This is a genomic window from Microcoleus sp. D2_18a_D3, from assembly GCF_036702455.1.
Lineage (GTDB): Bacteria > Cyanobacteriota > Cyanobacteriia > Cyanobacteriales > Microcoleaceae > Microcoleus.
The window spans coordinates 1-13,023 of the sequence record NZ_JAUBTK010000079.1 but is presented as its reverse complement, the minus strand read 5'-3'; the positions used below and the strand labels follow the sequence as shown (position 1 = coordinate 13,023).

Genomic DNA, 13,023 nt, shown 5'->3' with positions numbered 1-13,023 from the left:
GGTTCAGTTGCGCTCAAAACTAATCACCAATTACCCCTTACCAAATATTAATGAATTGGATTACTTCACGAGCCGATCGCTTTTTTGAAAATTGGTCGGGTGCGATGACAACCCCCCTCTTCTATATCGGGGAGGCTCATCTGTCCATCAGTGCGATCGTCCAACTGATAGTTTTAGCTATATTTGCCTTAATTATAGCTAAGATTATCAGTGAAGGAATCAAGCGCAGCCTGCTAGTTCGGATGGGATTGGATCGTGGCAGTCGAGAAGCAATTTCCACTATAATTAGCTATATTTTAGCAACCCTTGGCTGTATATTTGTCCTGCAAGGTGCCGGCATCAACCTCACTTCTCTCACCGTCTTAGCTGGCGTTGTCGGCATTGGTTTCGGCTTCGGCTTGCAAAATCTCGCCAGCAACTTTATCAGCGGTCTCACCCTGCTATTCGAGCACCAAATTAGAGTCGGAGACTTTATTGAAATAGACAAGTTATTAGGAACAGTAGAAACCATTTCGATCCGCTCTACGATTATAAAAACAATTGACGGTCTCTTTGTAATCATACCCAACATTAAGTTTGTCGAAACTAACATTATTAACTGGAGTTACAAAGACCCCAGATGCCGCATCCACATCCCCGTCGGCGTTGCTTACGGATCTGACCCAGTAATAGTTACAGAAGCGCTGTTAATTGCGGCACGGATGGAACCGAATGTCTTGTCCCATCCTTCTCCTAAAGTATGGTTTCGCGGTTTTGGAGATAACGCTTTAAATTTTGAACTTTTAGTTTGGATTGACCAGCCACAGGAAAGCGATGCCATTAAAAGTGCAGTGAATTTTTTAATAGATTACGAATTTCGCCACCGCAATATCGAAATTCCCTTTCCCCAGCGGGATTTGTGGCTGCGAAACCCGACAGAGTTAACTCAACTTTTTCACAATAACAAAGACGATAATTCTAACGGCAAAGTTTTTCCGCAGACTGCCACACATTCTACAGAACTCAAATCTAATTCCACAGTTTCAGATCATAAAAAGTCAGGGCCTAAATCCCCTAATAATTGGACGCTGCGAGATTTGTTGCGGCGAGTAACTTATTTTGAACAGTGTACGGATTTAGAACTGCGACAGTTAATTGAATACGGCTACCGACAACTGTTTCCAGCGGGACAGGTTGTATGTAAAGAAAATGACCCTGGCGATTCTTTTTATATTATTCTTTCGGGTACTGTAGAAGTTCTTTCTCAAAAAGCCGATCAGTATATTGCTACGCTTCACGAGGGCGAGTTTTTTGGGGAAATATCTTTGCTGTTGGGAACTCCGAGAACGGCAACTGTTAAAACTAGCGAAGATGCAATTTTGTTTGTGGTGGAACGCCACGATTTGCAAAAACTTTTAATAGAACAGCCGAACTTAGCCGATCAGATTGCTCAAAAATTGTCGGAACGCCAGCAAGCTTTGAGAGATTTGGGATTGTTAGATGGCGACTCTCAGGGACAAACTCCTTTTATTAAAATTCGCAAGCGAATTCAAGTTCTTTTTGGAATTTGAAAGAAGGAAGAGGGAAGAAGGAAGAAGGAAGAAGGAAGAAGGAAGAAGGAAGAAGGAAGAAGGAAGAGGGAAGAAGGAATAAGGAAGAGGGAAGAGGGAACAATCGGAGCATCTCATATTTGTAAAAACACTTCTTCTGGCTCCTTCCTTCTTCCTTCTTGCTCTTTCCTCCTGGCTCCTGGCTCCTGGCTCCTAACTCCAATTTCTAGCTTGCCTGCTTTCATTGAGAGGCTCCCGGAACAATCTGCTTTTTTAACTTTTAATTTTTAATTCATCCTGTGCTTCCCGCCGCAGTCTAGCGGCAATTCTAAACAGTTCTTGACCGGTGTGCAAGTGGCGATCGTCATAATTGAGGGTAAATAGCTGCAATTCTTCTATTCCGTCTCCGACTTGATTGATGCTGTAGTAGAGATGGGCCGCAACTCCGGCTACATTAGAGGGATTGGGCATCGATGTAAAAAAGTTATGAGCTTTTTTGAGATACTCGCGGCTGGTTTCGATATAAAGTTGAAACTTTTCTATGAGTTCGTCATCAAATGGATCTGCGGACAATTCGTCTATTTCTTTTTTAAGCGGCTTCAAGATGCTGTTGAGCATTCTATTGACGGGTTTGTATACTTTAATCAGCCACTGTTCCATTTGTTCGTCAGCATCCCTTGCTGTTTGTGTTTGCTGGCGGCTGACGTTTGGTGCGACTGGTGATTGCTGTTCGGTTTGCTCGGAAAGTTGGCGATCGTAAGATTGTCTGTGCTGGGCGTCTCCTAATATTTCATAGGCTGCATTGAGGCGGACAATCTCTTCGTGACCCGCTGTGTCGCTGCGGCTGTCTGGATGAAATAATTTGACTAAACGGCGGTATGCTTGTTTAATCTCGGCTTGGGTTGCGGTTGGGCTAATCTTTAGGGTTTTATAGTGATTGATAACGGAAGACACGCTGTTATTTCCTTGAAATCTGGATTATCTGTGAAAAAGTGCTTGACAAAAATATCATTATTTGCTAATTTTTTAAGTATTTATCTGATATAAATGTCAAAAATTGTCAGTAAAAAACCTCAGTTTTCAACTTATCATAAATCTATTTTAGAAAAACATTGAGGCTTTGGAAGTGGTAAGCCGATCGACATTGGGGACTCATATAGCGCTCCTCCCACCCATTGTTAGCTCCTTCTCTTCTCTTCTCTTCCTTCGCCACAAGAGCGCTTACCAGCCACTTCGCTAACGCGCCGAAAGCGGCTTGTTTAAAAAACAGCCCCTTCAGAAATTCGACCTCGATCGCGATCGAGGCAGCTACAATCTATCGCCATTCTTGAAGCTAAAAAGCCAAGCCAAGCAGGGCGTACACTGTACGCCCTGCTGTCTGTTTCTGCGACTTGGGTCGGAGGCTGACCTAGTTGAGGGCCATCGCCAGATTGAGTTCTGGATCTTGGAACAAGGGAGTGCTGAGATAGCGTTCGCCGAAGCTAGGCTGAATCATCACAATCAATTTCCCTGCATTTTCGGGACGCTTGCCGACTTTCACGGCCGCACATAGTGCTGCACCGCTGGAAATACCGGACAAAAGTCCTTCTTCTCTGGCCAAGCGGCGGCTGTAGGCGATCGACTCGTCATCCGTAACAACTATAATTTCGTCGATCAAATCCACATTCAGCACCGGCGGCACAAAACCAGCACCGATACCTTGAATTTTGTGAGGCCCTGGCTTCCCGCCCGACAGTATCTGACTGTTGGCCGGCTCAACGGCGATCGCCTTAAACTCGGGTTTCCGCGACTTAATCACCTCTGCCACACCCGTAATCGTACCGCCCGTGCCGACTCCCGAAATCAGGAAATCCACCTCGCCGTCTGTATCTTCCCAAATTTCCTCAGCCGTTGTCGAACGGTGAACCTGCGGGTTCGCTGGATTCCGAAACTGCTGCAGCATATACGCATTGGGAGTTGTGTCCACAATCTCTTGAGCGCGGCGGATGCAGCCGCTCATGCCCTCAATTCCGGGAGTTAGTTCTAGTTGGGCCCCGTAAGCTCGCAGCATCGATCGGCGTTCCGTGCTCATCGTATCCGGCATGGTCAAAATCAACTGGTAGCCCTTAGCAGCCGCCACCATTGCCAGAGCAATTCCCGTATTGCCAGAAGTCGGTTCCACTAAAACCGTTTTGCCTGGACTAATCAGCCCTTCGGCCTCTGCTTGATTGACCATATTGACACCGATGCGGTCTTTCACCGATGATGCTGGATTCATGCCTTCGAGTTTTACCACAATCCGAGCCACGCAGCCTTCTGCTTGGGGAATGCGGTTGAGTTGCACCAGGGGCGTCCGCCCTACCAATTCTGTAATGTCGCCAGCAATACGCATAATCTTTGTCAGTTTGTGGTTGAAAGTAAATCTTAATTCCTAGTTGGTAATACTAACTAGATGTAATACATGATATCGAGCTGCCGTCTGCCATTGCGCTTTTCGCACAAATCCTGTAGCGTGTATTTTTGCAACACTGAGTTGGCAATCGATCGAGCTTCTTGCCAAACTTCCCAAATCACCGCACTTTCTACAGTTTGAGCAGGCGAGTCTTTTTCAGAGCGATCGAACTCTGAGCCTTCGAGACAGTTGATAATTTCTAGGAGGGTAATTTTCCAGGGTTCCCTCGCCAAGATATAACCTCCCTTAGCTCCTCGCTGGCTGCGAATCAGCCCGCAGCGTCTCATGGTAGCCAGCAACTGCTCTAAATATCGATCGGGAATATTTTGCTGAGCCGCTATCTGGCGAATTTGCAGAGGCTCGCCTTCTTCGTAGCAATCGGCAAGCTCCAGCAAAGCTAAGATTGCGTATTCGCTTTTACAGGAGAGTTCTACCATAATTGCTTCAAATACCCGAATTATCAACTCCTAAGTCAGAGGTTAAAATTCTCCTCAATGTTGAGTTCCCAATTCTAACTCCTAACTTTACTTTTTATTATACCCCGGTTTTCCACTGAACTTGAGCGACTTTCATCACTTCATCCTTGGAACGATCGGCAATCTGAACTCAACAAACCCAGTTTCTCGTTTCGACTCCCTCCCCTTCCACCACAGCCTTACCTCAAGAAACCTGGTTTCTGCGTCTATGACTGATAATTTTAAATTTTTAAGAGATTGTCGGCGCCCTATTCATCCGGCAAACAAAAAAGCCCTGCAGCAGACAGGGCTAAACTTGGTCTTTAGAGTTGCCAGCAGAGAGGGTATGACCCCCCTGCCTCTTCTAACCCGCTCTTAGAACGTGAAAGTAGTTCTCAGAGTACCAATAATGATGTCGTCGTTACGGTCATCTTGATTAGGATTAGTTACCCAAATCACGCCCGGAGTAACAGAAATGTTGTCAGAGAGCTGAAACTTATAGAACCCTTCGACGTGATAGGAATCATCGTTGCGGAAGCTCCGCAAACTGCTTGCAGCTTCAAGTTTATCCAAGTAAGGCTCACGACCTACCACGAACCCTAGCAAGTTGCCTTCTTTCCCTAAATCGGGCAAAGCCAAGGTGACAGCGTAGTTCCAAATTCTCGCATCGCCGATGCCGAGAATGCGGGCATTGGTTAAACCAGCCCAGCCACCCAGGATAAATCTCGGGCTCAGTCGCAGCGAAGCCTGAGCACCGTAGGAGTTGCTGACAACTTTGCGAGCGCGGAAGCCATCAAAGCCCTCGCTCAAACCGTTGAGAGAATTAGCCACGCCGGTACCTGTGAAACCGCCGAGACTGCCTGGCCCATTCGATAAAGCATTGTCAAACCCAAAGTTACCTCTGCTAAAGTAACCGTGGTTGTAGTTGAAAGCAACTTGCAAGTTGCGTCCGGGGGTAAAAGTCAACTGACCCATCGCCGCGTAGTCGCCGTTCGTCAAGCCTGCACCCCTAGCCGGACTGGCTGCATTTGACGCCAAATAACCGAACGACAGAGAAGTCGGGCCGAACACGCCGCCCAGCAAGCCCCTGCCACCGAAGGCATAGTCAAAGCCGATACCTGCGCCACCGCCCAAGCGATAAATCGGGTTGCGCTGTCCAAAGGTGCTCAATGACCCGTTACCGCCGTCAAAGTCTTCAAAGTAAGGGTTGACAGTCGGCATAATGTCGTCCCAAACGCCAGCGTTGGCTATCAGGCTAACGTTCAGTCGCTGACCGACGGGGAACTTGTACAGCAAGGTGTCGAGGGCAACAACGTTGTCGGTTCTGCCGACAAAATTCCAAGTTTGAGTGCCTTCGCTGGTAGCCCCAAGGTTAAATCTTTGACCGTTGCCGACTTGAAGCCTGGTCAGCAGCAAGTCTCTGCCGGTGAAGCTAGTGTTTAAATTGAGACGCACCCGCTGTTGGAAGACAGCTTCGTTATTGTTGCTGCCGATTCTTTCGCCGTCTCTGCCAAAAACGCTAACGTCGCTACTAAAGTCGTCGCTGAGAGCGAAAATTGCTTCCCCAGTCAGCTTAGTAGTGGTGGAGAATTGGTTGGCTTCGAGTTCGGCTGTCCGAGCTTCCAAAGCATCGACGCGACCCCGCAGGGTTGCCAGTTCCGCTGCAAATTCTTCTTGGAGCCGTTGGAGGGCTGCCAAGTCATCTCTCGTAGCGAAGTTGCCACTGCCTGCTCTAATTAGCTCGCTCACCTTGTCTAAGCAAGCATTTAAACCGGCTGCGAATTCGTAGCGAGTCATTGCCCGGTTGCCGCGGAATGTGCCGTCGGGATAACCGGCAATACAGCCGTAGCGCTCGACTAGGGATTGCAGTGCTTGGAATGCCCAGTCTGTGGGCCGCACGTCGGAAAGTTGAGATACTGAGGTAACTTGACCTTCAGTTTCGCTGCCGGCAGCACCTTCGGTGGTGTACTGGTTGAGCTGTTCTAATGTGGCGGCTGGGTTTTGCTCTTGTGGTGCGGCAGTTTGGGCTAAAGATTCAGCCGGTTTTGGCAAACTTTGTTCTGCCGACTCTGCCACTGCCGGGGCTGGAGTTTCTAATTGAACTGCACCGATTTGCTCTGGGAGAGCGGTAGCTGCCGGGGCTGGAATTTCTAGTTGGGCTGCCGGGGCAGAATTTTCTACTGGTTGAGCGACTGCTGGCCGGGCTGCGGCTAAAGATTCACTTGTAGGTTGTGATGCCGCTTGGGGCTCTGCCTCAGCAGGGGCTGTGTTGGCTCCGACGATCGCACTTTCAGTTGCAGGCGTGGCCAAATCTGCCATCGCTGCCTGGGTTTCGCTGCCAGCGGCTTGGGAAATTTCTTCTACTGGCTCGGAGGCTGCAGTTGTTTCGGAAACAGCAGCTAAAGCATTTACTTTCGCTTCGGAGGTTTCAGCGGTTTCAGCTTTTGCTGCAGTTGTTTCGGAAACAGCAGCTAAAGCATTTAGTTTCGCTTCGGAGGTTTCAGCGGTTTCAGCTTTTGCTGCAGCGGGATTGAGCGCATCAGCAGCCTGCTGAGCGTCTGCTGCCATCGCGCTCGAAGAAACTACTAGGGTAGCTCCTAAGACTGCTGGGCTGATTAGTAAGTAACTCCACAAAAATTTCGACATATTCACTCTCATCCTCACACCGATTACAGAGAAACTTTTCTAGTCTTCTATGTGGTCAGTCGTTGCTCAACTAGCATACTCTAAAAAGAGACCTAAAATTCACTTTTTCTTTTGATTCTTTCGGGCTGACCGAGTATATAGATGTGACTGACTGCTGCAGAGAGCCTGTTTTTTAACCTGTACTCAACTGCTTCCAAACCAGACCAGACTTGGGCTGTGGATTGATTTGACTGCTGACCCTTGATAGCGCCCGATCGCCTATTTACTTTTTAGCACAGCACGCCTGACTCGTCTAGGCTGATTCGACTTTAACATCCAAGCTGTGTCCGAGAACGCTAAAGACTTGGCGGTTATCGAACAGTTCTAACAAATCGGCGTTGATTTTATTGTGAGCTGCTTCTTGTCGCAAAATTTTCATCGCTGCCTCTGTTCGCAGAGCTCGCTTATAGGGGCGATCGCCTGCTGTCAGGGCGTCGTAAATATCGGCGATCGTCATCAATTGCGCTTGAATTGGAATTTCTGACTTGTTTAAACCTCGCGGATAGCCTGTGCCGTCGAGTTTTTCGTGATGTCCGTAGGCAATGTCTGGAACATTTTTTAAATCCTTTGTCCAAGGAATTTGTTTTAGAAACTCGTAAGTGTGAGTTACGTGAGATTCTATTTCCGATCGTTCTTCCGGCGTCAGGTTGCCCCTGGAAACCATCAATTGCACGATCTCGTCTGGGTTCAGCAGGGGTTTCTTTGCCCCATCTATATCTCTGTAAGTTTGTTGAGAAATCTCTCGCAGTTGAGCTAGGGGTTCTGCTGCCAAAATGTGAGGCTCGTTTGCCTCTAGCAGCACTTCCCAGTATTCTGCTAATCTGGTTTTCGCCTCTGCTAGCTTAGTGTCTAGCTGTTCGATTTCCCGGCATTGAGCGCACTCTGGCTCCTGGATCGGGTGTTTTGGGTAGGCTGAATGCTCCAGCAAGTATTTATATTTAGACTGGACGCATTCCATTTCCATCGTCCGCTGAGCTAAGCCAAAGCGGTGGCGAATGATTTCTAGCTGTGCGGGGTAGAGCTTTTTCTGTTTGGTCAAAACTGCTTCGGGCACTCCAATTTTGCCAAAATCGTGCAGCAGGGCGGCGTAGCGAAGTTCTTGAATTTGGCGGTTGTTAAAGTAAATAGAGCGCAGGCGTCCGCTGCTGACGGTGTTTACTTCTTCTGAAAGGCGTACTGTCAGGGCTGCTACTCGTTCTGAATGGCCGTAGGTACAGGGGTCTCTGGCTTCTATGACTTGCACCGAGGCTTTGACAAAGCCCTCGAACAAATGTTCTATGCTGTCTTGGAGTTGATTGCGCTCGATCGAGATTGCTGCTTGAGAAGCGAGCGATCGAACTATCCTTTCTTCCCACTCCGAATACTGCTGCGTCGATTCCCAGGCATTGTCTGCTGTCAGCACCGTATCTGCCTTTGTTTTGCGGTTAATCAGTTGCAGTACACCTATTGTCTCCCCCTGTCGGTTTTGCATCGGGAGTACCATTACCGAGCAAGTGCGGTAATCGATATCCCTGTCAAAACTGGTATCTAGCCGGTAGGGTACGCCGGGGGGTAAGTCGTAAGCATCAGACAGATTCAAACTTTGACCTGTAATTGCCACGTATCCTGCCAAACTTTTGTCTGTCAGTGGCAGAGCAAACTCTTTAAATGACAGGCTCGGTTTAGAAGCGTTTTGGGCTACCTTGAACAGCAGCTTAGGTGTTCCGTCGCTGTGATCTACTAAGTAAACACTGCCAGCATCGCTGTATGTAATTTCCCTACTTTTGGATAAAATTAAGTTTAACAAGTCGCCCAAATCTTGGGCGCTCGACAGAGCCGCGCCAATATCTAAAAGCTTTTCTATCAGATCGGTTTTTTCTGCAGCAGACTCGTTCTTGAACTCTGGCTTTTCAAATACGATCATGGTCGGATGATGGGGAATAGCCTTTTATAGATTGAACGTTTGGCCTCTCGACTTTTTAGCACCCGATTCTAACCCCCAGTCGATTTTTTATTGGCCAGCTTTCCGCGAGCGGGGACTCTTGTTGGGCCAGCGGGCACTCTTTTAATCTAGCGTAGAAATCTCTTGGGCTAGCGCAAAGTCTTTCTCAGTTAAGCCTCCGGCATCGTGAGTTGTCAAGTTAAGTGTAACTTTGTTGTAGGAAATTTCTATATCGGGGTGATGTGCTGCGGCTTCTGAGGGGGCGACCAACTTATTTACAAAGGCGATCGCTTCGATAAAATCTTTAAATAAACGGGTACAGCGCAGTTGTTTGCCTTCTATTGTCCAGCCTGACAATTGACTGGCGCGCTCTTGAATTTCAGTATTGTTAATTAGGTCAGCCATAATTTTTTTTCTTTGGGATTAGCAATGGCAGATTAACTGCCCACCTGTAGAAACCCTGACCAAAAACTATCCGCTCTCACCAATAGTGTTAAATCTCAAGTTTTCCTACTCAAGATTTAACACTATTTGAGGTGAGAGCGGTCTAGCGGGTCTTCAGATTAGAACCTGACTGCCGGGAGAATCCCTAGCTCAGCCTGGTTCCCCGTGGAAGTCGTTTCCCGTTGGAGACGACGGCTGACTGCTAGTGAGCGGCCCCGGCGCACAGCCGGTAGTTTCCAATCTGATGACCCATGCGTTTACTACTTTCTATCATGGGCATCACCTCCAGGTTTAGCTAAATGGCTTAATATTGGAACGCACATCACCTAAATACAAGATTTAAGGTGATGATTTGTGCGCTAGCCATTGCCAGCGTTACCGAAAGAACTTGCGTTCTGAGTATCATTCCAGTAGTCACAATTATCAGAATAACACAAGAAATTAGAAGTGGGGGAGGCAAATTGAGAATTTTGCAAGATCGGGGGAAATTAGTGCTGCTGCAAGGTCTTTGATCGATCTCTACAGCAATTGGACGATCGTAGTTTTAGCCATTTGCCCATATTTTCTTCAGAATCCGGGCTGTGCGGCTATCAGGTGCATGGCCACTCTGGGGGCTGGGAAAGGCCGATCGATTTCTTGCCAGATAGAAGACTTCACCAGATATAAAGACACGAGTTGTTCTAGCTACAGGCAGAGTTTGTTTTTGTACAAAATCAACTTTTTTTAGGGCGCTAATTCGATCGAATCCTGGAAACAAAAAGCTCCCGCCACCAGGCAGGAGCTTTTTAAGCATTAAGGGTAAAGCCTAAACTGCTTTATCTTACCCTTTTAAAATGTTGGAATTTTTGATATTTCGCCCAGATTACAGAGCGTTACCGCGAGGCAGAACTTCTTCAGGGAAGATGAAGTTTTCGTGAGGTTGGTCAGTCGGAGCCATCCAAGCACGAATGCCTTCGTTAAGCAGAATGTTCTTAGTGTAGAAAGTTTCAAACTCAGGATCTTCAGCAGCGCGCAATTCTTGTGATACGAAGTCATAGGCGCGTAGGTTTAATGCTAAACCGACGATGCCAATGGAGCTCATCCACAAGCCTGTGACAGGTACGAACAGCATGAAGAAGTGCAACCAGCGCTTGTTGGAGAAGGCAATTCCGAAGATTTGCGACCAAAAGCGGTTAGCTGTAACCATCGAGTAGGTTTCTTCTGACTGAGTTGGGTTGAAGGCGCGGAAGGTGTTTGAGCCTTCGCCGTCTTCAAACAAGGTGTTTTCTACGGTTGCACCGTGGATGGCGCACAACAGCGCACCGCCCAAGATGCCTGCAACGCCCATCATGTGGAAGGGGTTGAGCGTCCAGTTGTGGAAGCCTTGCAGGAATAACAAAAAGCGGAAAATTGCTGCGACGCCGAAACTGGGGGCGAAGAACCAGCCTGATTGACCCAAGGGGTAAAGCAGGAACACCGAAACAAACACGGCGATGGGGCCGGTGAATGCTAGGGCGTTGTAGGGACGGATGCCTACCAAACGGGCGATTTCAATCTGACGCAGGCAAAACCCGATCAGTGCGAAGGCGCCGTGGAGGGCGACGAATGTCCACAGCCCACCGAGTTGGAACCAGCGGGTGAAGTCCCACTGTGCTTCGGGGCCCCACAGGAAGAGCAGGGAGTGTCCGAGGCTGTTGGCTGGGGTGGAGACTGCTACGGTGAGGAAGTTGGCTCCTTCGAGGTAGGAACTTGCCAAACCGTGGGTGTACCAGGATGTGACGAAGGTGGTGCCTGTTAACCAGCCACCGATGGCTAGGTAGGCGCAGGGGAATAGCAGGATGCCAGACCAGCCTACGAAGACGAAGCGATCGCGTTTGAGCCAGTCGTCGAGGACATCAAATATGCCTCTTTCGGTCTGGGCGCGTCCGACTGCGATTGTCATTTACGCAAATCTCCAAATGGATATAATTACAACGGATCTGTCTCTAGTCATGAGTCTTCCACCGTTGCCTCTGCTTAGCAGAAAACAAGTTGGATTATGAACAGACTTTACTTTTCTTTACCGTATTGACGATTATAGAGGTAATTCTTTACAAGAGCAAGTTTTTCTTAAAAAACTTTTGGCTCTTGACTTTTGACTTGTGCGAAGTCCCCGAAGCCCTCGAAGTCCCCAAAGTCTTTGCCCTGCATTTGGGAACTTCTACTATATAGGAGCCTCTGCGCTTTGCGTCAGAAGCCCGGTGGCTTGGTAGATATATGGCCCTCAACCTCTGATTTTTCTAAGAAACTGGGTTTCCGTGGGTAAGTCCTATATATATACTGAGGATAGAGCTCCAAACTTAGGTTTTTAAGACTATATGTTCAGCATTGACATCATTGTGAAAAATACGCCCGTCTCGCTGTCGGTGCAGCGGAAGTTGCAGGAGGACGCTGAGACTGTTTACCAGCAGGTACTGGCGGCGATTCGCAACTCCCAACCGCAAATTTTGGAACTCACCTGCGAGAAAAATCCAGAGAAAAAGGTGGCTGTACTCAGCAGCGAGATTTCTGGGGTGGTGGTTTCTCAGAAATCGGGGGCGTCATCTACAGGCAGATCCCCTGGTTTTGTGTCGCTGTCGGCTGCAGAATGAGGGCTGGGGGTGTTGGTGCCGAGATGAGCCAGTCAGCCGTTGCTGTGCGGGATTTGGGTTTTTGCTGGCCGTCGGGCGATCGAGTGTTGCAAGGTTGCTCTCTGGATGTACCCAAGGGCGAGTTTTGGATGCTTTTGGGCACTAACGGCAGCGGCAAGTCTACGCTGTTGAGGCTGATGGCTGGGCTGCTGCACCCCCAGTCGGGGGAAATTGACCTGAGTGGACGGGTGGGGTTTGTGTTTCAAAACCCCGATCACCAATTGGTTATGCCGACAGTGGGTGCGGATGTGGCTTTTGGTTTGGTGGAGGAAAAGCTTTCTAACGTTCAGGTGCGGGCGAGGGTGGCGGAGGCTTTGGAGGCTGTGAATTTGCTGGATTTGCAGCGGCGGCCGATTTATGCTTTGAGTGGGGGCCAGAAGCAGCGAATTGCCCTTGCTGGGGCGATCGCCCGTCACTGCGAAATTTTGCTGTTGGATGAACCGACGGCTTTGTTAGATCCAGATTCTCAGTTGGATTTGGTGGCGGCGGTGCAGCGGTTGGTGAAAAATCGCGGGATTACGGCTTTGTGGGTGACTCACCGTTTGGATGAGTTGAATTACTGCGATGGGGCTTTTTTGTTGGAAAAGGGCGAGGTGGTCGATCGGGGAGATCCGGCACGTTTGAAGCAGCGGTTGATCCAAAGTCAAGATGTTTAGCTGTTAAGCAATTTGAGTCATAGTCGCGGCCGGGGCGGGTTTATCTGAATTTCTCACTTGTGTTGTAGATTAGGGTGAACCCGCCCCTTGTATCTTAAAAGAGTTGGTGTAGCGCTCGTAACGTCAAGCAGGCGATCGCCAGATCAATCAGGCGAGCGAACCGACAAGTGGGCGATCATCGTACCGATAAGTGGGCGCTCGCTCTATCCAGTAGGCGTAAATCTAAAGAAACAAGAAAAATCTAGCGCAAGAGT

Annotated in this window: 12 protein-coding genes; 5 read left to right on the top strand and 7 right to left on the bottom strand. The window is 48.6% G+C overall.

Annotation, left to right across the window (positions count from 1 at the left end):
- The first annotated feature begins 50 nt into the window (after nucleotides 1-50).
- Both QUB06_RS27095 and QUB06_RS27090 read left to right on the top strand, forming a co-directional pair.
- Complete coding sequence (locus QUB06_RS27095; protein WP_333437911.1) at nucleotides 51-1,550, top strand: cyclic nucleotide-binding domain-containing protein; 1,500 nt, start codon at nucleotides 51-53, stop codon at nucleotides 1,548-1,550.
- Nucleotides 1,547-1,675, top strand: coding sequence for a hypothetical protein (locus QUB06_RS27090; protein ID WP_333437910.1), 129 nt, complete (start codon nucleotides 1,547-1,549; stop codon nucleotides 1,673-1,675). The genes QUB06_RS27095 and QUB06_RS27090 overlap by 4 nt, the downstream gene beginning before the upstream one ends.
- 127 nt (nucleotides 1,676-1,802) lie before the next feature.
- Here the strand turns inward: QUB06_RS27090 and QUB06_RS27085 are convergent, their stop codons facing one another.
- The 7 genes from QUB06_RS27085 to psbD form a co-directional block, all read right to left on the bottom strand.
- On the bottom strand, nucleotides 1,803-2,483 hold the full coding sequence (locus tag QUB06_RS27085; RefSeq protein ID WP_333437909.1) for a J domain-containing protein: 681 nt from the start codon (nucleotides 2,481-2,483) through the stop codon (nucleotides 1,803-1,805).
- 454 nt (nucleotides 2,484-2,937) lie between these two features.
- Nucleotides 2,938-3,900 carry a cysteine synthase A gene (gene cysK / locus QUB06_RS27080; protein WP_333437908.1) on the bottom strand — a complete coding sequence of 321 codons (963 nt, stop codon included), beginning with the start codon at nucleotides 3,898-3,900 and terminating at the stop codon, nucleotides 2,938-2,940.
- A gap of 56 nt (nucleotides 3,901-3,956) precedes the next feature.
- Nucleotides 3,957-4,397: an Rrf2 family transcriptional regulator gene (locus QUB06_RS27075; RefSeq protein WP_242716025.1), complete on the bottom strand. Its 441-nt coding sequence runs from the start codon at nucleotides 4,395-4,397 to the stop codon at nucleotides 3,957-3,959.
- A 393-nt stretch (nucleotides 4,398-4,790) separates the two neighbouring features.
- Nucleotides 4,791-7,061: an iron uptake porin gene (locus QUB06_RS27070; RefSeq protein ID WP_333437907.1), complete on the bottom strand. Its 2,271-nt coding sequence runs from the start codon at nucleotides 7,059-7,061 to the stop codon at nucleotides 4,791-4,793.
- 292 nt (nucleotides 7,062-7,353) lie between these two features.
- Nucleotides 7,354-9,003 carry an HD domain-containing phosphohydrolase gene (locus QUB06_RS27065; RefSeq protein ID WP_333437906.1) on the bottom strand — a complete coding sequence of 550 codons (1,650 nt, stop codon included), beginning with the start codon at nucleotides 9,001-9,003 and terminating at the stop codon, nucleotides 7,354-7,356.
- Nucleotides 9,004-9,144: 141 nt separating this feature from the next.
- Nucleotides 9,145-9,426 (bottom strand): 4a-hydroxytetrahydrobiopterin dehydratase, encoded by a 282-nt coding sequence (locus tag QUB06_RS27060; protein WP_333437905.1) that lies wholly within the window; start codon nucleotides 9,424-9,426, stop codon nucleotides 9,145-9,147.
- Between the two features lie 901 nt (nucleotides 9,427-10,327).
- The gene (gene psbD / locus QUB06_RS27055; RefSeq protein WP_333055206.1) at nucleotides 10,328-11,386 is read right to left on the bottom strand and encodes a photosystem II D2 protein (photosystem q(a) protein); all 1,059 of its coding nucleotides are present in this window, start codon (nucleotides 11,384-11,386) and stop codon (nucleotides 10,328-10,330) included.
- An 89-nt stretch (nucleotides 11,387-11,475) separates the two neighbouring features.
- On the opposite strand from psbD, the gene QUB06_RS27050 reads away from it, so the two are divergent.
- From QUB06_RS27050 to QUB06_RS27040, 3 genes are all read left to right on the top strand, one after another.
- Nucleotides 11,476-11,655, top strand: a complete 180-nt coding sequence (locus QUB06_RS27050; RefSeq protein ID WP_333437904.1) for a hypothetical protein — start codon at nucleotides 11,476-11,478, stop codon at nucleotides 11,653-11,655.
- Between the two features lie 146 nt (nucleotides 11,656-11,801).
- Nucleotides 11,802-12,074 (top strand): hypothetical protein, encoded by a 273-nt coding sequence (locus QUB06_RS27045; protein WP_333437903.1) that lies wholly within the window; start codon nucleotides 11,802-11,804, stop codon nucleotides 12,072-12,074.
- The gene (locus tag QUB06_RS27040) at nucleotides 12,071-12,769 is read left to right on the top strand and encodes an energy-coupling factor ABC transporter ATP-binding protein (RefSeq protein WP_445251427.1); all 699 of its coding nucleotides are present in this window, start codon (nucleotides 12,071-12,073) and stop codon (nucleotides 12,767-12,769) included. The genes QUB06_RS27045 and QUB06_RS27040 overlap by 4 nt, the downstream gene beginning before the upstream one ends.
- The last annotated feature ends 254 nt before the right edge of the window (nucleotides 12,770-13,023 follow it).

What these genes read in the sequence shown, in the direction of transcription:
- psbD (WP_333055206.1), bottom strand. Translation starts at nt 11,386, where the DNA reads ATGACAATCGCAGTCGGACGCGCCCAGACCGAAAGAGGCATATTTGAT.
- QUB06_RS27060 (WP_333437905.1), bottom strand. Translation starts at nt 9,426, where the DNA reads ATGGCTGACCTAATTAACAATACTGAAATTCAAGAGCGCGCCAGTCAA.
- QUB06_RS27095 (WP_333437911.1), top strand. Translation starts at nt 51, where the DNA reads ATGAATTGGATTACTTCACGAGCCGATCGCTTTTTTGAAAATTGGTCG.
- QUB06_RS27045 (WP_333437903.1), top strand. Translation starts at nt 11,802, where the DNA reads ATGTTCAGCATTGACATCATTGTGAAAAATACGCCCGTCTCGCTGTCG.
- QUB06_RS27070 (WP_333437907.1), bottom strand. Translation starts at nt 7,061, where the DNA reads ATGTCGAAATTTTTGTGGAGTTACTTACTAATCAGCCCAGCAGTCTTA.
- QUB06_RS27065 (WP_333437906.1), bottom strand. Translation starts at nt 9,003, where the DNA reads ATGATCGTATTTGAAAAGCCAGAGTTCAAGAACGAGTCTGCTGCAGAA.
- QUB06_RS27075 (WP_242716025.1), bottom strand. Translation starts at nt 4,397, where the DNA reads ATGGTAGAACTCTCCTGTAAAAGCGAATACGCAATCTTAGCTTTGCTG.
- QUB06_RS27040 (WP_445251427.1), top strand. Translation starts at nt 12,071, where the DNA reads ATGAGGGCTGGGGGTGTTGGTGCCGAGATGAGCCAGTCAGCCGTTGCT.
- cysK (WP_333437908.1), bottom strand. Translation starts at nt 3,900, where the DNA reads ATGCGTATTGCTGGCGACATTACAGAATTGGTAGGGCGGACGCCCCTG.